The following is an 18,087-nucleotide window of genomic DNA, read 5'->3' on the forward strand; positions in this document are numbered from 1 at the left end:
TCCCCGCCCTGACCCTCCCCCCCGCCCAGCGCGGGAGGAAAAAGTCGTTGTCCGGGGTACGGGCTGGGGAGATTACCGCGAGAAGCGGCGCCCTCCCCTATTCCTCGCCCCGCCGCTCGCGCAGCCTGGCCCAATAGTCCAGCCGCTTGCGCAGGTCGCGCTCGAATCCCCGCTCCACCGGCTGGTAGAACTCGCGCCGGGCCATGCCTTCGGGGAAATAGTTCTGGCCGGAGAATCCCTCCGCCGTGTCGTGGTCGTACTCGTAGCCCTTGCCGTAGCCGATGCTCTTCATCAGCTTGGTCGGCGCGTTCAGGATGTGCTTGGGCGGCATCAGCGAGCCCGTTTCCTTCGCCGCGCGCACCGACGCCTTGTAGGCGGTATAGCCGGCGTTCGACTTCGGCGCCGTCCCCAGATAGATGACCAGCTGCGCCAACGCCAGTTCGCCTTCCGGGCTGCCCAGCCGCTCATAGGCTTCCCACGCCGCGATGGCCTGGGTCAGGGCGTTGGGATCGGCCAGCCCGATATCCTCAACGGCGAAGCGGGTCAGGCGCCGGGCGATGTAGCGCGGGTCTTCCCCGCCGTCCAGCATGCGGCTGTACCAATAGAGCGCCGCGTCGGTGTCCGACCCGCGCAACGATTTGTGCAGGGCGCTGATGAGGTTGTAATGCCCCTCCTGCGCCTTGTCGTAGAGCGGGGCGCGGCGCTGGATGGTGGCGGCGAGCGCGTTGGTGTCCAGCAGCGTCCCGTCCGGCAGCGCGAACAGTTCCTCGCACAGGTTCAGGCAGAAGCGGCCGTCGCCATCGGCCATCGCCTTCACCGCGGCGCGCGCGTCGGCATCCAGCGGCAGCGGCCGGCCCATCTCCGCCTCCGCCCGCGACAGCAGCTTCTCCAGAGCCGAATCGTCCAGCCGGTTCAGCACGAACACCTGCGCCCGCGACAGCAAGGCGGCGTTCAGCTCGAAGGATGGATTCTCGGTGGTGGCGCCGACCAGCGTGACGGTTCCGTCCTCGACGAAGGGGAGGAAGCCGTCCTGCTGCGACCGGTTGAAGCGATGGATCTCGTCGATGAACAGCAGGGTTCCCTGCCCCGCCAGCCGCCGCGCGCGCGCGGCGTCGAAGACCTTGCGCAGGTCGGCGACGCCGGAGAACACCGCCGACAGCGGTTCGAAATGCAGGTCGGTGCTGTGGGCCAGCAGGCGGGCGATGGTGGTCTTGCCGCAGCCGGGCGGCCCCCACAGGATCATGGAGGCCAGCCGACGCGCCGCGACCATGCGGCCGAGCGGACCGTCCGGCTTCAGCAGATGGTCCTGCCCGACCACCTCGTCCAGCGTGCGCGGGCGCAGCCGGTCGGCGAGCGGGCGGGGAGCCGCCGACTCGAACAGGCCGGCACCGCCGCCCGACTCGCCGCGTTTCGTCATGGCCGGATCCTCAGCGCGCCGCGCCGCAGCGCTGGTAGCACTGCCTCAGCTGGAAGCTGCAGTTGTCGGTCGGGCTGAAGGGGGTCGAGTCGGTGCGGTCGATGCCGCCCTGGTTGCGCGCGGCGACCGAATCCATGCACACATTGTGGCTGCGCTCGCACTGGACCTGACAGGAGCCGCCGGCGTCCGCGCCGCTGCCGTTGTCCAGGCGCAGGGACTGGTCGTCGGCGCCGCCGCGCTGGGTCGACGGACCGGGCACGACGGTAACGGTGGGGGCCGGCCCCGAAGCGGCCGGACGGTCAGACGGGCGGTCGGCGCAGGCCGACAGGCCGAGCAGGGCGACGGCCAACAGCGGGGCGATGAGGCGGACCGGACGGAACATAGCCACGACGGCTCCTATTCTTCTTGTTGTGAGGACGGCCGCGGGCATGACGGAATGCCACACCCCCCTGGACCATCCCCCGTTCGGTCCCCACTATGCCGACAACCGCATCAAGAAGGGAATGACTGAAATGACACCGGAATCGGACGGCAGATCAACACGCAAGCCGGCGCGCCACCGCTCCCTGCGGCTGATGCTGGCGCTGCTGGTCCTCGGCCTCGTCATGCTGGGCTCGCGCGTGCTGGCCCTGCCCAATATCGGCATGGCCGAGATGATCATCCCGATGCTGGGCGGGCTGTTCGTGGCGATCGCCATCGTCATGATCGTGCGCCGCGACCGTGCAGAGCGCGACTCCCTGCCCCCGTCCCGGCGCAACAGCCAGGACCAGGGCATGCCGGACTAGATCAGACGAACTTGAAGCTGAGCAGGCCTCCGACCACCACGACCAGCAGGACGGTGGCCACCAGCATCAGCCGCTTCTCGATGATCTGCTGGACCTGCGGCCCGTAGAAGTGCAGCAGGATGGCGATCATGTAGAATCGGGAGAAGCGCGCGACGATCGAACAGAGGATGAAGACCGTCAGGTCGAGATGGGCGAATCCTGCGGTGATCGTCAGCAGCTTGTAGGGGATCGGCGTCACCCCCTTCAGGATCAGGAACCAGGGGCCGAACTCGGCGAACATCTCCTGGAAATGCTGGAACGACTCCTGCGCATTGTAGAAGTCGATGATCATCCGCCCGACGCTCTCGAACAGATAGAAGCCCAGCGCATAGCCCAGAAGCCCGCCCAGCAACGACGCAAAGGCGCAGACATTGGTGTAGAACCACAGCTTCTTCGGCTTCTCCAGGCACATCGGCACCAGCATCACGTCCGGCGGCAATGGAAAGAAGGAGCTTTCGGCGAAGGAGATCGCCGACATCCACCAGACGGCATCGTCGCGGGCGGACAGGCGCTGGAGGCGCGTGTAAAGGGAGCGCAGCATTCTCGGACCGGCCAGAAAAGAAAAAACCCTTCCCCCGGAAAGCCCGGAGGAAGGGTCCAACATATCACCGGTATCGGCGGTCCCGTCCTGCGCAACACGGGGCCCTGGGACCCGATGCCGCGCAGTGCGGAAGACCGGCGCGATTGGCGGTCATGTTACTCGGCGGTCTCGCCTTCGGCCTCGGCGGTCTCCTGCGTCGGGCCCGAGTTCTGGCCCTTGGCGGAGACGTCGCGGTCGACCAGCTCGAACACGGCCATGTCGGCGGCATCGCCGTAGCGGAAGCCAGCCTTCAGGACGCGGCTGTAGCCACCCTGACGGTCCTTGTAGCGGTCCGCCAGAACGGTGAACAGCTTGGTGACCGTCTCGTTGTCGCGCAGCTGGGCGAAAGCCAGACGGCGGTTGGCCAGGCCACCCTTCTTGCCGAGCGTGATCAGCTTATCGACGATCGGACGCAGGTCCTTCGCCTTCGGCAGGGTGGTGGTGATCTGCTCGTGCTTGATCACCGCGTTCGCCATGTTCGAGAACATGGCCTTGCGGTGGCTGCTGGTCTTGCTGAACTTACGTCCCGAAACGCCGTGACGCATGGCGGTCCTCCTTCATGGCGTGGCCCCCCTCGGGGAGCCGATCGTGTACCCCGCCGCCCAGTCATAGCGCTGGTACGGCTACGGGGTCGGGCCGTGGCGGCCCTGGGGAATGCGCCCTTCCCGGCCGGAGACGGAAAGGGCGCGGCAACAGGCGAGATGCTTAGTACGGCTCTTCCAGACGCTTGGCCAGCTCTTCGATGTTCTCCGGCGGCCAGTTCGGGATTTCCATACCGAGGTGCAGGCCCATCTGGGACAGCACTTCCTTGATCTCGTTCAGCGACTTGCGGCCGAAGTTCGGGGTGCGGAGCATTTCCGCCTCCGTCTTCTGCACCAGGTCGCCGATGTAGACGATGTTGTCGTTCTTGAGGCAGTTGGCCGAACGGACCGACAGCTCGAGCTCGTCCACCTTGCGGAGCAGGTTCTTGTTGAACGGAACCTCCTCGTGCTTCTCCTCGGAGACGGCGTGCGTCGGCTCCTCGAAGTTGATGAACAGCTGCAGCTGGTCCTGCAGGATGCGGGCGGCGAGAGCCACCGCGTCGTCCGGCTTGACCGAACCGTTGGTCTCCACCGTCATCGACAGGCGGTCATAGTCGGTGACCTGCCCGACGCGGGCATTGTCGACCTTGTAGGACACCTTGCGGACTGGGGAGAACAGGGCGTCGATCGGAATCAGGCCGATGGGCGCGTCTTCCGGACGGTTCTGGCTGGCCGGGACATAGCCCTTGCCGGTCTCGACCGTCAGTTCCATGTTCAGGCGCGCGCCGTTGTCCAGCGTGCAGATGACCAGTTCCGGATCCATGACCTGGATATCGGGACCGGTCTCGATCATGCCGGCCTTGACCTCGCCCGGGCCTTCGGCGCGCAGACGCATGCGCTTCGGGCCGTCGCCGCCCATGCGCAGACCCATCGTCTTGATGTTCAGGACGATGTCGGTCACGTCCTCGCGGACGCCGGGGATGGACGAGAACTCGTGCAGCACGCCGTCGATGTGGATCGCCGTGACGGCGGCACCCTGCAGCGAGGAGAGCAGGATGCGGCGCAGCGCGTTGCCGAGCGTCAGACCGAAGCCGCGTTCCAGCGGTTCGGCGACCACGGTCGCGAAGCGGTCGGCGTCGTCACCGGGCTGGATCTCCAGCTTGCTCGGCTTAATCAGTTCCTGCCAGTTCTTCTGAAGCACGGATCGACCTCAAGATGCCATCGGGTGAACACGAACCCGCGGGGTCCGAACCATTCCCATGCTGAAGGGGCCGCGATGGCAGCGGCCCCCTGTCCCGGAACGGTCGGTCCCCGCGGGTGCGGAAACGGTACTGAACTTAGACGCGGCGCTTCTTCGGCGGGCGAACGCCGTTGTGCGGGATCGGCGTGACGTCGCGGATCGACGTGATCTGGAAGCCGATCGACTGCAGGGCGCGCAGGGCGGACTCACGCCCCGAACCCGGACCCTTCACTTCGACTTCCAGGGTCTTCATGCCGTGTTCCTGGGCCTTGCGGCCGGCGTCCTCGGCGGCGACCTGGGCGGCGTAGGGGGTCGACTTGCGCGAACCCTTGAAGCCCATGGTGCCCGACGACGACCAGGCGATGGTGTTGCCCTGCGCGTCGGTGATGGTGATCATCGTGTTGTTGAACGAGGCGTTCACATGCGCGACGCCGGCGGTGATGTTCTTGCGCTCGCGACGACGCAGGCGCTGAGAAGCGGCGGAGGGCTTGGCCATTTTGCGTTCGTCCTCTTACTTCTTCTTGCCGGCGATCGGCTTGGCCGGACCCTTGCGGGTGCGGGCGTTCGTGTGGGTGCGCTGGCCGCGGACCGGCAGGCCCTTGCGGTGACGCAGGCCGCGGTAGCAGCCCAGGTCCATCAGACGCTTGATGTTCATGGCGACTTCACGACGAAGATCGCCCTCGACGCGGTAGTCGGCGTCGATGGTCTCGCGGATCTTCAGGACTTCGTCGTCCGTCAGCTCGTTCACGCGACGCTCGGCCGGGATCTCCAGCTTCGCGCAGATTTCCTTGGCCTTGAAGGGGCCGATGCCATGGATGTAGGTCAACCCGATCTCCACGCGCTTCTGCGCGGGGATGTTGACGCCAGCGATACGCGCCACGCTGCTCTCCTCGATCTCGATATCTCAACGGCAGCCCGTCGGGCCGCCTACACACCGAGCTAATCCCGCCCGGCACAAGACCGGTCCTGGGAACGCACAATGTTACCCGCCACCCGGTTGGGCGGCGAGAGGCTGGGACTATAGGAAAACCCCGGAACTTGTCAAGGCCGATTACTCGGCCGGAACCGACGTCCGCGCTGGAACCGGCGCGGCATCCGGCGGAGAAAGGCCATCGTCGGCGTCGTCGCCCGGCATTGTCCTGACCCGATGGGGAGCCGGCGGCATCCGCCCGGCATTCACAAGCGCACGGTCGCGGTTCACCTGCGGCAGATCCAGGCTGAGCTTCAGCTCGATGTTGCGCCAGATCTGGCGCAGGCGCTGGACATGCAGATCCTCGCCGATGGCCTGCACCACCGAGTCGAGGTTCTCCAGCGTGATGCCGCGGTCGGCCAGCAGCACCGCGCCATTGCCGTCCCTCTTGGGGCAGTTCAGCGCCTGGACCAGCCGGGGCCGCGATTCCGGCCGCATCGCAAAGCGCTCGACGTCGAAAATGGTCCGGACATTGATGACCCGCAACGCCTCGATCTGGTCGAGATCGAGCGCCAGGAGCAGTTGGGCCTGGGCAACCCAGTCCATCGTCTCGTAGATGCCATAGGGAGTTTCCACGAACAGCAGAATCGGGTTCGCGGTGGCGAGGTTCTGCACATCCTCGATCTCGAACTCGGCCAACCGGAACTTGATGGCCGAATCGATGCCCAGGATCATGTCGATCCGATATTCGCGGATGAAGTTCTGCGCACGCGGATCGATCCGCCGGATCTGCAGCTGCGGCACCCGGCTCAGCAGCGTCTGCAGCCCAAGCTTCGGGAAGAAACCGATCAGGAAGGCCACGATCAACTCCGGCACCCGATCGGCGGTCGCCCCTTCCGGCAGTATCTTCGCCACGTCCATATAGCCGTGGTGCAGGGTCACCGAGGTGACGCAGGCCAGGATGATGTGGCCGGTCACCCGCAGGAAGGAGATCGGCGACAGGTCGTAGTTGGAGATGCGGCGGATCAGATAATCGATCGACCAGACATAGGCGCCGAAGAAGGTGAAGGACAGAACCGCCACGGTCTGGAGCTGGTATTTCACCATGTCGATCGACGTGACGCCGTCGACCCCGTACAGCGTCATCCCGCTGAACAGCGGTTGGAAGTGATCCAGGCGATCCTTGCTCAGCAGCATGCCGCTGGAGGTCAGAAAGCCGCTGAACGACACCATGATGAAGACAAGGACCGGAAAGAAATAGGCCCGCCACTCCGACGGCTGGGTGTTGTCCGGCCCATGCGGCAGGGCGCGGTACTTGTAGGCGGCGAACTCGAAGGACGGGATCAACTGGTCATGCTCGCGCCCCTCGATACGGAAGACCGATTCCAGATCGGCGATGATTTTCCGCCTGACATTCTTGATGTTGCTGCGTCCGATGAAGATCGTCAGCGGCAGGATGAAGGACAGGCCGAGCAGGCCGAGCGCGCTCAGCACGCGCAACTCGCCGACGATATGGATAGCTTGTTCGAACATCCCACCCCCCGGCATCCGGCCCGCCCACGCCGGTCGAAGGCGTTCAGGCAGGACCATGCGACCACCACTCGGTGTCGCCGCCGAAGGTTATACCTCCATCGAGGGCACCCTGGGAACGCATTGCCCGTAAAAATCGGCGGTAGCCAGTGATGGCCGCGGATTCCGCCGGCCGGCTTAGAGAGCGGTTCCCGTGGCGCGGTACCTGAGGGCGTCGGCCTGTGCCCTCACCCGGCCGAGATGCGGATTGAGCTTCAGCGCGGCATCGAAGGCGCGCAGCGCCGGTTTCTCGTCACCCAGCGCCAGATAGACCAGCCCCAATTCCACGAACGCCCCGAAATGGCGCGGCTCCAGCAACAAGGCGTGGCGCAGGTCCGCCATGGCGGAGCGGTAGTCGCCCAGCATGTAGCGAGTCGCGGCACGCTTGTTCCAGCCTTCGGCATAGGAGGGGTCGCGGGCGACCACCGCGTCGAAGTACCGTAACGCCGACTCGTAATCGTCGCTGTTCAGGCTGAGCACGCCGGCGCGCATGTCGCGGACCATCGCCGGGTCGGGATGGTCGAGCCAGAAGTCCCAGATATGCTCCTCAACCGATTCGGCATAGGCCGCGTCGGTGGTGCTGTGCAGGGCTTGGAAAAGGCCGTCCAGACGCATATTCCCCTGCCCCGCCCCGGCCGGCACCCCGAGGGTCAGCAGCAAAAGCACAGTCAAGGAAAAGAAGCGTCGAATCGTCATGTACCAAATTTGGGCACGGATTCGACGCTCTGCCAACTATTTTTTGGTTGCAATTCGCTAAAGAATTGGTCAGAGGCGCTGACGCTCAACCCTACCGGCAGCCGTAACGCCACCGGACTATGACCGACATGCCGTCCGCCGAGGCACCTGCCCCTTTGGTTGACTGCCGCGGTCATGCTCATAATCCATTCTTTAGAAGTCCGAAAAAGCCGAACGGCCGGCGGATTGCTCCGCCGGCCGTCGGTTTCACCGGATATCTCCCGATTGCCGTTCTCGATCGCTCGAGAAGGACGATCAGGCAGCCTTGTTGCGGCCGGCCACGATCTCGTCGGTGACGTTGCGCGGCACCGGCTCGTAGTGGCTGAACTCCATCGTGTAGGACGCACGGCCCGAGGTCATGCCGCGCAGCTGGCCGATGTAGCCGAACATCTCGTTCAGCGGGACGTTCGCCTCGACGGCGATGTTGGCGCCACGCTCCAGCTGGCCCAGCACCGTGCCACGGCGGCGGTTCACGTCGCCGATCACGTCGCCCAGGTAATCCTCCGGCGTCACGACCTCGACCTTCATCACCGGCTCCAGCAGGATCGGCGCACCCTTCGGCATCGCCTCGCGGAAGCAGGCCTTGGCGGCGATTTCGAACGTCAGGGCGTTCGAGTCGACGTCGTGGTACTTGCCGTCCACCAGGCGGGCGCGGAAGTCCACAGTCGGATAGCCGGCGAGCACGCCGTCTTCCTTCTGCATTTCCAGGCCCTTCTTGACCGACGGGACGTATTCGCGCGGAACCGTGCCGCCGACCGTCTCGTCCACGAACTCGAAGCCCGTGCCGCGCTCCAGCGGCTCGAAGATGATCTTGACTTCGGCGAACTGGCCCGAACCGCCGGTCTGCTTCTTGTGGGTGTAGGTGTACTCGACCGGCTTGGTGATCGCTTCGCGGTAGGCGACCTGGGGCTTGCCCATGTTGCCTTCCACGCCGAACTCCGTGCGCATACGGTCCAGGGTCACTTCCAGGTGCAACTCGCCCATGCCGCGCAGGATGGTCTGGCCGGTTTCACGGTCGGTCTCCAGGCGGAGCGACGGATCGGCGCGGACGAGCTTGCCCAGCGCGTTGGAGAACTTCTCCTGCTCGCCCTTCGTCTTCGGCTCGACCGAGACGCTGATGACAGGCTCGGGGAAGCGCATACGCTCCAGGATGACCGGGTGGGCGGCGTCGCACAGGGTGTCGCCCGTGTCGGTCTCGGTCAGCGAAACCAGCGCGAGAATGTCGCCGGCGCGCGCCTCTTCGATCGGGTTGGCTTCCTTCGCGAACATCTCGACCATGCGGCCGATCTTCTCGCGCTTGCCGCGGGTCGAGTTCAGGACCGACATGCCCTTCGTCAGCACGCCCGAGTAGACGCGGATGAAGGTCATCGAGCCGTAGGTGTCGTTGATCACCTTGAAGGCCAGCGCGGCGAACGGCGCCTCGTCCGAGCTGATACGCTCGCCGTTCGGGTTGCCGTCCTCGTCCACGGTCTTGATGGCCTCGACGTCGACCGGCGACGGCAGGATGTCGACGACGGCGTCCAGAACCTGGGGCACGCCCTTGTTCTTGTAGGAGGAGCCGCACAGGACCGGAGTGAAGGCGCCGGCGATGGTGCCCTTGCGCAGGCAGGCGCGCAGCACGTCCGGCGACGGATCCTCACCCGAATCCAGGTAGGCTTCCATCGCGACTTCGTCCTGCTCCAGCGCGGTGTCGACGAGGTCGGCGCGCAGGGCACGGATGCTGGCGATGTTGTCCAGGTCTTCCTTGACGGTCAGGTTCAGCTTGGAGATCAGCTCGTCCTCGTTGACCTCCCAAACTTCCCACTTGGCGTCCTTGTCGTCGGAGAACCAGACATAGGCCTTCATCTCGACGAGGTCGACCATGCCGCGGAAGTTGTCTTCCGAGCCCAGCGGAACCTGGATGCACACCGGGCGGGCGCCCAGACGGTTGCGGATCATGTCCACGCAACGACGGAAGTTCGCGCCCGAACGGTCCATCTTGTTGACGTAGCAGATGCGCGGAACGTTGTAGTTGTCGGCCAGACGCCAGTTGGTCTCCGACTGCGGCTCGACGCCGGCCACGCCGTCGAACACCACCACGGCGCCGTCGAGCACGCGGAGCGAGCGGTTCACCTCGATGGTGAAGTCGACGTGGCCCGGGGTGTCGATGACGTTGATCTTCTTGCCGCGCCAGAACACGGAGACGGCGGCGGACTGAATGGTGATGCCGCGCTTCTGCTCCTGCTCCATGTAGTCGGTCGTGGTCGACGACTTCAGATCCTTGGTCGCGTGCACGTCGACGATCGTGTGCTTGCGGCCGGTGTAGTACAGAATACGCTCGGTGGTCGTCGTCTTGCCCGCGTCGACGTGGGCGATGATGCCGATGTTCCGAATGTCAGACAGTGGCGTTTGGCGCGGCATGTTGCGGTTCCATTGCAGTAACGCGACAACCGAAGCGCGACCGTCAGGGTCGTCCGCTTCGGCGGCAGAGGTTGGTCGGGGTTTTACGGGCGATCTGTTAAGGCGTCATTAACATTCCGTAAACCGACAGGCAATTTGTCGGAATATTGAAGCGCGCGGCCCTCACAGCGTTCGGGCCACGCCGGCACACCCCAACCGAGGCTGCCGGGTCGCCCCGTTTCCGCCGCCTTATTTAGCGGCGGTGACCTGAATTTCAACGAGATACTCCGGGGCCGCCAGCTTGGCTTCCACCGTGGCACGAGCCGGCGGATTGGCCGGATCGACCCAGGCGTCCCATGCCTTGTTCATCTCGCCGAAGCTGGCGATGTCCGCCAGATAGATGGTGGCCGACAGCAGCTTGCTCTTGTCGCTGCCCGCTTCCGCCAGCAGGGCGTCGATCTGGGCCAGAATCTGGACGGTCTGACGTTCGACGTCGGGCGTCGGCTGGTCGGCGACCTGACCGGCGAGATAGACCGTGTCCTTATGGACGACCATCTGGCTCATGCGCGGTCCGGTGTGGAAGCGCTGGATCGACATGACGAAAAGACTCCGGGTTCCGGGGGCTCGAATAAGACGCGCGTACGTCTATGCCATTCAGAGCCGCGCGCGAAGAAAAAAATGCGCCTCATCCGCTCAGGGCTGCCCCGCAGCGGTATCCTTCGCCAAAAGTGCGGCAAACCGGCCGGCGGCGACCGCGAAATTACGCACGGCCGGGGTATTGCCGGCGGCGACGCCGACTCCGGCGACCGCCCAGCCGCCTCCCCCCGACCGCACCAGCAGCGGCCCGCCGCTGGTTCCGCGGGTGGCGTCGCAATCATGCACCAGCAGCCCGGCCCTCTCCCCCAGCATCCGGCAGTCGCGGTCGGCCATCAGGATCTGCGCCCGGTCCTGGCTGTAGCCGCCGAGCATCAGCGGCGTCCCGGCCGGCAGCGGCGCCGTGCTGACCGGGAGCGGCGGCACCGACTCCGGCGCAGGCTGCGCCAGGGTCAGCACCGCCCAGTCGGCCGACACCAGCGGATTCGGCGCGGCGGGATCATAGGCAGGGTCGGTCACGACGCCGGCCACCGTGACGTGCCGGGTGAACTCCCCCCGGTCATAGCCGAACAGGACATGCAGCGAGGAGGCCTGCAGGAAGCGCCGCGTCCGCGGGTTGAACAGGCAATGGGCGGCGGTCACCACCGTGCGCGGCCCGACCAGCGCCCCGGTGCAGCGGCCGGCCAGATTGGTCTGCACCCGAACGACGCTGCGCCACGGATCCGCCGACGCATCCACCGGCACCCGCCGGTCCGCCTGCCCGACGCCGGGCAGCAACGGCCGCTCCGCGCGGGCCCCAGGCACGCCGGCCAGCATCACGAGCGCAAGCGCTGCTGTGACCATACGGCCAAGGCCGAGGTGGCGCCGGCCGCGCGCATGTTCTTGCTCCGTTTCCCTCAATCCCGTATTCTCCCGCACATGGCGACGCTGATCATCACCGAGAAATCCAGCCAGGCGAAGGACCTGCGCGCGGCCCTGGGCGACCGTTACGGCCGCATCCTGCCGGCCGAGGGGCATCTGTTGCGGCTTGCCGAACCGGACGAGGTCGATCCCGCCTGGAAGCGCTGGTCGCCGACCCTGCTGAAGCCGGACGGGCTCTACCCCACCCGCCCCGACCAGGGCGGCAACAAGGCGGCGAAGCTGCAGGCCATCACCGCCGCGCTGCGCGCCTGCGACGACGTCATCCTCGCCACCGACTGCGACCGCGAAGGCCAGCTGATCGGGCAGGAGATCCTGGAGCATGTCGGCTATCGCGGCAAGGTGCGGCGCGCGCTTTTCACAGCACAGGACCCGAAGACCCTGCGCGACGCCTTCGCCGCGCTGAAGCCCAACGACAGCATGCGCCCGCTCTACGAGGCGGCGGTGGCGCGCCAGCAGGCCGACCAGATCTACAACCTGTCATTGACCCGCACGGCGACCAAAACCCTGCTGGCGCCCGGCACCCGCGGCGTCATCGGCATCGGCCGGGTGAAGACCCCGACGCTGGCCATCGTCTGCCTGCGCGAACTGGAGATCCGCAACTTCAGGCCGGAGGATTATTACGAGGTCGTGGCGACCGCCACCGTGGCGGAGGGCAGCTTCCAGATGCGCCACGCCCCGGCGCCCAAGGACCGCATCAAGAACCGGGCGGCGGCCGACGCCATCGCCCGCGCCGCCGACAATCACCGCGGCCCGCTGACGGTGACGGTGGAGGAGAAGCGGCAGGCGCCGCCGAAGCTGTACGACCTGCCCTCGCTGCAGAAGACCTGCGGACAGCGTTGGGGCTGGACCGCCGACCGCACCCTGGCGGTGGCGCAGGAGTTGTATGACGGCGACGGCAAGAAGCTGATCACCTACCCGCGCGCCGAGGCGCGGTACCTGTCGGAAAACCAGATCGCCGACGTGCCGGCCATCGTCGGCGCGCTGACCCGGCTGCGCGGCTTCGCCCATCTCGACGATCACATGGATATTCGGCGGCCGGTGATCCGCAAGGGCAAGTCCGGGCATTTCTGCGACAAGGCGCTGGAGGGCCTCTCGCACCATGCGGTGATCCCCAACGTCAATGTGCTGGACGATCTGGAGTCGCGGCTGGTCCGGCTGACCGACGATGAGAAGCGGCTCTATGCGCTGGTCTGCCGGTCCTACCTCGCCGCGGTGATGCCGGACTACGAGTATCGCCAGACCAGCGTGACCATGCCGGTTCCGGTGCCGACGCCCGATGGGACCAGGCCGGTCGCCTTCCGCGCCGTCGGCCGCATCCCGCTGAAGCTGGGCTGGAAGGCGGCTTTCGGCTCCGCCGAGACCGACGACCGCTCCGGCGGCAAGCAGGAGGAGGAGGCCGAGCAGACCCTGCCGCCGCTGACCGACGGCGAGCCGGCGACGCTGAGCGACCCCAAGGTGGAGGCCAAGCGTACCCAGGCGCCGCCACGCTACAACGAAGGCACGCTGGTGGACGCCATGCAGAACGCCTGGCGGTTCGTCGGGGATCCGCCGCTGCGCGACCGGCTGAAGGAAGCCAGGGGAATCGGCACCCCGGCCACCCGCGCCGAGGTCATCAAGGGATTGCGAAAGCAGAACCTTCTGGGGGCGGACGGCAAGTGGCTGGTCCCGACACCGGCCGGCCTGCACCTGTTCGAGACGCTGCGCGCCACCGCGCCGACACTGGTGGATCCCGGCACCACCGCGCTGTGGGAGATGAAGCTGGACGAGGTGGTCACCGGCCGCGCCGATTTCCGCCGCGTGATCGACGCCATCGCGACGGAAGCGGAGCGGCTGATCGGTGCGCTGGTCGGGCAGCGCGGCACGACGCTGGACCTCGGCCTGCCCGCCCCCAAGGCACGCTTCGCCCGCCGGGCCACGGGCGGACGCAGGAGCACCGCCGCCGAGGACGGTGCGGCCAAGCCGACGCGCCGACGGCCCCGCAAGGCCGCATCCCCTGCCGCCGAAGGCGAGACGGCGGCACCGAAGCCGCGCCGTGCCCGCAAGACCAAGGCCGCCGCGCCGGCAGCACCGGCGAGCGTGCAGGCGGATGGCGCACAGCCTTCCGCACCAGCCGCCGGTTCGGCGCCGACGAACGGGCATCGCCGCCGCGAACCGACGGAGCGCATGGTTGCCTTCGCCCGCAGTCTGGCGGAGCGCAAGGGCATCGCCCTGCCCGACCCATGCCTGCGCGATTTCGATCAGTGCCGCAGCTTCCTGGATCAACACGCACGCTGAACCACTGGGGGTTGCCACACGACGGCCGCACCGCCGGTTGCGGCGGCGCGCCGGGCACGCAGTTCCTGTCCAGCAGCAAGGTGCTGTGGGTCGGCACCTGGGTGCCGATGACGGTCACTCTGCACGACCGCGCCAAGACTCCGGTGGCGACCTCGGACGTCCTCGTGCTGGGCGTGGAAAAGGCCGGACGTTGCGACAGCTACCAGACCGACCAGAAGATCTGTCCCGGCCTGCCGGCGCCGGAAAAGCCCGTGCTCCATATGGGCGTCGGGTTCGGGCAGGAGGCGGATTCCAGCCGCAGGGCACGCCGGACAAGAACGTCCTGCTGAACCTGCGCAGCGTGAACGGCCAGCCGGTCGCGCCGGGCACGCTGAACACGGGCTACATCATCGGCCGCCAGGGCATCCAGGTCGGGCTGACCGCCGCCAACACTGCGGGCTTCCGCTTTGCCAAGCTGCAGCCCTATCAGCAGCATCCCGGCGACTGGATGATGCCGCGCGGCTGCATCACGGTGAACCCCGACCGGAACCGCGATGCCGAGGGCCCGATCTGCACCCCGGCGAACATCCTGGTCGATACCGGCATCCCGCAGAGCTACATGACGCTGCCGCCCGATATCAGGTTCGGCACGGTGCAGCAGCCGGACAAGAGCGCACCGGACAGGTCGGTCGCCGTGCATATTCCCGATGCCGTCACCCCCATCGCCACCGATGCCTTCATCGTCGGCGACCGCGCGCCAAACGAGCCGGAGCAGGTGATCCCCTGGAGCACCGGCAAGCGCCCGCCCTTCATCAACACCGGCCGCCATTTCCTGCGCCAGTACCAGTTCCTGTATGACGCGGCCCAGGGCTATGTCGGCATGAAGGAGCAGCCGAACCCCTGCGGCGAAGAGTGATCGGCATCAGGGCGCCACCCCGGCGCCCTGCACCTCGCGCCCCGCGGGCATGAAAAAAGCCCCGGATCGGGGCCTGATGGCGGAAGCGCGGATGGGGATGGTGGGCGATGAGGGGATCGAACCCCCGACATTCTCGGTGTAAACGAGACGCTCTACCGCTGAGCTAATCGCCCGAAGCCTGAAAAAGGCTTTGCTTTCAAATACAAGCCGGCCGGGTGGTTGCCCGGCCGGCCGCACTATGCCCTGAATGGGACGGAAACTTCAAGCCCGTCCGGCCGAACCTCAGTTCAGCGCGTCCTTGAGGGTCTTGCCGGCCTTGAACTTCGGCTGCTTGGACGCCGGAATGTCGATCTTCTCACCCGTGCGCGGGTTGCGGCCTTCCGTCGCGGCGCGCTCGGCCACCGCGAAGGTGCCGAAGCCGACCAGACGGACCTCATCGCCATTCTTCAAGGATTCGGCGATGCTGTCGAACACGGCGTCGACGGCCTTCGTGGCGTCGGTCTTGGACAAACCGGACGCTTCGGCAACATGCGCCACGAGATCGTTCTTGTTCACGCAATCCCCCTTCCAAATTCAGCAAATACTGAAAGACAAAAGCCGCCCCAGGACTTTTTGTCCACGACTTATTGGAAGCAAAGGATAAGCACAGCGTTTGCCGCCCGTCAATTCCCGACGGGCGGCATAACTCATCATGTTCCAAAAGCCGCGCGCCCGGTGGCGGCCACGATCGGATCGTAACCGCGGGCCCCGGTTCAGTGACGCAGGATCTCTCCGTCGGCGCCCTTTTCCTGCGCCTTCGTCGCCGCCGGATCGACCTCCGGCTCGGTCCACTCGATGGGCTCCAGCGGGCGCACCAGCGCGTTGCGCAGCACCTCGTCCACCGTGCTGACGGGCATGATCTCCAGGCCGCGCTTCACGTTGTCCGGGATATCCGCCAGGTCCTTTTCGTTGTCCTTCGGGATCAGCACATGCTTGATGCCGCCGCGCAGTGCGGCCAGCAGCTTCTCCTTCAGGCCGCCGATCGGCAGCACCCGGCCGCGCAGCGTGATCTCGCCGGTCATCGCCACGTCCTTGCGCACCGGAATGCCGGTCAGCACCGAGACGATGGAGGTGGCCATCGCGACACCGGCCGACGGGCCGTCCTTCGGCGTGGCGCCTTCGGGAACGTGGACGTGGATGTCCTTCTTCTCGAACAGCGTCGGCTTGATGCCGAAGGCGGCGGCGCGCGACTTGACGTAGCTCTCGGCCGCCTGGACCGATTCCTTCATCACGTCGCCCAGCTTGCCGGTGGTGGTGACGCGGCCCTTGCCGGGCAGGCCGACGGCCTCGATCGACAGCAGCTCGCCGCCGACCTCGGTCCAGGCCAGACCGGTGGTGACGCCGACCAGATCCTCCAGCTCCGCCTCGCCATAGTGGAAGCGGCGGACGCCGGCATACTTGTCGAGGTTGCGGCGGGTCACCGCGACCTTGGCGTTGCCGCCCTTCAGCAGGATCTCCTTGACCGCCTTGCGGCAGAGGTTGGCGATCTCGCGCTCCAGGCTGCGGACACCGGCTTCCCGCGTGTAGTAGCGGACCAGATCGCGCAGCGCGTCGTCGGAGATGGTGAACTCGCCCTTCTTCAGGCCGTTCGCCTCGACCTGCTTCTCGATCAGGTGACGCTTGGAGATCTCGACCTTCTCGTCCTCGGTGTAGCCGGCGACGCGGATGATCTCCATGCGGTCCAGCAGCGGCTGCGGCATGCGCATCGTGTTGGCCGTGCAGACGAACATCACGTCGGACAGGTCGTAGTCGACCTCCAGGTAATGGTCGTTGAAGGTGCCGTTCTGCTCCGGATCCAGGACCTCCAGCAGAGCGGACGACGGATCACCACGCCAGTCGGCGCCGAGCTTGTCGATCTCGTCCAGCAGGAAGAGCGGGTTGGAGGACTTGGCCTTCTTCATGCCCTGGATGACCTTGCCGGGCATCGAGCCGATATAGGTGCGGCGATGGCCGCGGACCTCGGCCTCGTCACGGACGCCGCCCAGCGACATGCGGACGAAGTTGCGGCCGGTGGACTTGGCGATCGACTTGCCGAGCGAGGTCTTGCCGACGCCGGGCGGGCCGACGAGGCAGAGGATCGGACCCTTGACCTTGTTCATCCGGTTCTGGACGGCAAGATACTCGAGGATGCGCTCCTTGACCTTCTCCAGACCGTAATGGTCGGCGTCCAGCACCTTCTGGGCCAGCTTCAGGTCGCGCTTCACCTTGGTGCGCTTCTTCCACGGAATGGACAGCATCCAGTCCAGGTAGTTGCGCACAACGGTGGCTTCCGCGGACATCGGGCTCATCGACCGCAGCTTCTTCAGCTCGGCCAGGGCCTTTTCGCGGGCTTCCTTGGAGAAGCGGGTCTTGTTGATCTTCTCTTCCAGTTCCGCCGATTCGTCGCGGCCGTCCTCGGTCTCGCCGAGTTCCTTCTGGATCGCCTTCAGCTGCTCGTTCAGATAGTACTCGCGCTGGGTCTTCTCCATCTGCCGCTTGACGCGGTTGCGGATGCGCTTTTCCACCTGAAGAACGCCGATCTCGCCTTCCATGAAGGCATAGACCCGCTCCAGCCGCTCCGACACGGTGGCGCATTCCAGAAGCTGCTGCTTTTCCGGAATCTTCAGCGCCAGATGCGAGGCGACGGTGTCGGCCAGCTTGCCGGCTTCCTCGATCTGGTTGATCGAGACCAGCACCTCCGGCGGGATCTTCTTGTTCAGCTTGATGTACTGCTCGAACTGGGAGACGACGGCGCGGCTCAGGGCTTCGAGCTCCTGGTTCTCGCCGGTCTTTTCCTCGACCAGTTCGGCCTGGGCCTGGAAGAACTCCTCATTGTCGGCGAACTTGGTGATTGCGGCGCGCTGGCCGCCTTCCACCAGCACCTTGACGGTCCCGTCCGGCAGCTTGAGCAGCTGCAACACGGTGCCGACGGTGCCGACGCTGTAGATGTCGGCCGGAGTCGGATCATCCTGCGCAGCGTTCTTCTGGGTGACGAGCAGGATCTGCTTGTCATCCTTCATCACGTCTTCCAAAGCGCGCACGGACTTCTCGCGCCCGACGAACAGCGGCACGATCATGTGGGGGAAAACCACGATGTCGCGCAGCGGCAGGACCGGGTAGAGGGCACCACGGGAGAGTTCGATCATGGGCAGGGCCTCAATGAATGGATCGCCGCCAGCCCGGAATGGGCCTGACACAGCCCCCGCCTCT

At 66.2% G+C, this 18,087-nt stretch carries 18 protein-coding genes and 1 tRNA gene; 4 read left to right on the top strand and 15 right to left on the bottom strand.

Translation table 11 applies throughout. The annotated features are described in order from the left end of the window. Nucleotides 1-97 precede the first annotated feature (97 nt). Nucleotides 98-1,417: a replication-associated recombination protein A gene (locus DM194_RS06995; protein ID WP_111066560.1), complete on the bottom strand. Its 1,320-nt coding sequence runs from the start codon at nucleotides 1,415-1,417 to the stop codon at nucleotides 98-100. A gap of 10 nt (nucleotides 1,418-1,427) precedes the next feature. Then, nucleotides 1,428-1,805, bottom strand: coding sequence for a hypothetical protein (locus DM194_RS07000; RefSeq protein WP_162629975.1), 378 nt, complete (start codon nucleotides 1,803-1,805; stop codon nucleotides 1,428-1,430). A gap of 40 nt (nucleotides 1,806-1,845) precedes the next feature. Here DM194_RS07000 and DM194_RS07005 point away from each other — a divergent pair, with 40 nt between their 5' ends. Beyond that, entirely contained in the window at nucleotides 1,846-2,202 is a 357-nt protein-coding gene (locus tag DM194_RS07005; protein WP_111066562.1) for a hypothetical protein, read from the top strand. A gap of 1 nt (nucleotide 2,203) precedes the next feature. Here DM194_RS07005 and DM194_RS07010 read toward each other — a convergent pair whose 3' ends face one another. The 10 genes from DM194_RS07010 to DM194_RS07055 form a co-directional block, all read right to left on the bottom strand. Continuing rightward, nucleotides 2,204-2,782, bottom strand: a complete 579-nt coding sequence (locus DM194_RS07010) for a YqaA family protein (RefSeq protein WP_111066563.1) — start codon at nucleotides 2,780-2,782, stop codon at nucleotides 2,204-2,206. A 155-nt stretch (nucleotides 2,783-2,937) separates the two neighbouring features. After that, on the bottom strand, nucleotides 2,938-3,366 hold the full coding sequence (gene rplQ, locus DM194_RS07015) for a 50S ribosomal protein L17 (protein WP_111066564.1): 429 nt from the start codon (nucleotides 3,364-3,366) through the stop codon (nucleotides 2,938-2,940). Between the two features lie 160 nt (nucleotides 3,367-3,526). Further along, nucleotides 3,527-4,543: a DNA-directed RNA polymerase subunit alpha gene (locus DM194_RS07020; protein ID WP_111066565.1), complete on the bottom strand. Its 1,017-nt coding sequence runs from the start codon at nucleotides 4,541-4,543 to the stop codon at nucleotides 3,527-3,529. Between the two features lie 136 nt (nucleotides 4,544-4,679). Next, complete coding sequence (gene rpsK / locus DM194_RS07025; protein ID WP_012974490.1) at nucleotides 4,680-5,078, bottom strand: 30S ribosomal protein S11; 399 nt, start codon at nucleotides 5,076-5,078, stop codon at nucleotides 4,680-4,682. A 15-nt stretch (nucleotides 5,079-5,093) separates the two neighbouring features. Then, entirely contained in the window at nucleotides 5,094-5,462 is a 369-nt protein-coding gene (gene rpsM / locus DM194_RS07030; RefSeq protein WP_012974491.1) for a 30S ribosomal protein S13, read from the bottom strand. Nucleotides 5,463-5,633: 171 nt separating this feature from the next. Beyond that, nucleotides 5,634-7,025, bottom strand: a complete 1,392-nt coding sequence (locus DM194_RS07035) for a hypothetical protein (RefSeq protein WP_111066566.1) — start codon at nucleotides 7,023-7,025, stop codon at nucleotides 5,634-5,636. Between the two features lie 174 nt (nucleotides 7,026-7,199). Continuing rightward, a complete protein-coding gene (locus DM194_RS07040; RefSeq protein ID WP_246024131.1) occupies nucleotides 7,200-7,676 on the bottom strand; it encodes a tetratricopeptide repeat protein in 477 nt (158 codons plus the stop codon). Between the two features lie 375 nt (nucleotides 7,677-8,051). Then, on the bottom strand, nucleotides 8,052-10,196 hold the full coding sequence (fusA, locus tag DM194_RS07045; protein WP_111066568.1) for an elongation factor G: 2,145 nt from the start codon (nucleotides 10,194-10,196) through the stop codon (nucleotides 8,052-8,054). A 228-nt stretch (nucleotides 10,197-10,424) separates the two neighbouring features. Continuing rightward, a complete protein-coding gene (locus tag DM194_RS07050) occupies nucleotides 10,425-10,772 on the bottom strand; it encodes a RidA family protein (protein ID WP_111066569.1) in 348 nt (115 codons plus the stop codon). Between the two features lie 96 nt (nucleotides 10,773-10,868). Then, the gene (locus DM194_RS07055) at nucleotides 10,869-11,573 is read right to left on the bottom strand and encodes a trypsin-like serine peptidase (protein WP_246024132.1); all 705 of its coding nucleotides are present in this window, start codon (nucleotides 11,571-11,573) and stop codon (nucleotides 10,869-10,871) included. A gap of 114 nt (nucleotides 11,574-11,687) precedes the next feature. Here DM194_RS07055 and DM194_RS07060 point away from each other — a divergent pair, with 114 nt between their 5' ends. From DM194_RS07060 to DM194_RS07070, 3 genes are read left to right on the top strand one after another with little or no spacing between them, the layout of a single operon-like run. Further along, the gene (locus DM194_RS07060; protein WP_111066570.1) at nucleotides 11,688-13,964 is read left to right on the top strand and encodes a type IA DNA topoisomerase; all 2,277 of its coding nucleotides are present in this window, start codon (nucleotides 11,688-11,690) and stop codon (nucleotides 13,962-13,964) included. An 11-nt stretch (nucleotides 13,965-13,975) separates the two neighbouring features. Beyond that, nucleotides 13,976-14,293, top strand: coding sequence for a hypothetical protein (locus DM194_RS07065; protein WP_111066571.1), 318 nt, complete (start codon nucleotides 13,976-13,978; stop codon nucleotides 14,291-14,293). 11 nt (nucleotides 14,294-14,304) lie between these two features. Beyond that, nucleotides 14,305-14,859 carry a hypothetical protein gene (locus DM194_RS07070; protein ID WP_111066572.1) on the top strand — a complete coding sequence of 185 codons (555 nt, stop codon included), beginning with the start codon at nucleotides 14,305-14,307 and terminating at the stop codon, nucleotides 14,857-14,859. A gap of 98 nt (nucleotides 14,860-14,957) precedes the next feature. Here the strand turns inward: DM194_RS07070 and DM194_RS07075 are convergent. From DM194_RS07075 to lon, 3 genes are all read right to left on the bottom strand, one after another. After that, nucleotides 14,958-15,032 (bottom strand) — tRNA-Val (locus DM194_RS07075). A 109-nt stretch (nucleotides 15,033-15,141) separates the two neighbouring features. After that, a complete protein-coding gene (locus DM194_RS07080) occupies nucleotides 15,142-15,414 on the bottom strand; it encodes an HU family DNA-binding protein (RefSeq protein WP_111066573.1) in 273 nt (90 codons plus the stop codon). A gap of 197 nt (nucleotides 15,415-15,611) precedes the next feature. Beyond that, nucleotides 15,612-18,023: an endopeptidase La gene (lon, locus tag DM194_RS07085; RefSeq protein WP_111066574.1), complete on the bottom strand. Its 2,412-nt coding sequence runs from the start codon at nucleotides 18,021-18,023 to the stop codon at nucleotides 15,612-15,614. Nucleotides 18,024-18,087 lie beyond the last annotated feature (64 nt).

The sequence above is a fragment of the Azospirillum ramasamyi genome (genome assembly GCF_003233655.1).
GTDB classification, from domain to species: domain Bacteria; phylum Pseudomonadota; class Alphaproteobacteria; order Azospirillales; family Azospirillaceae; genus Azospirillum; species Azospirillum ramasamyi.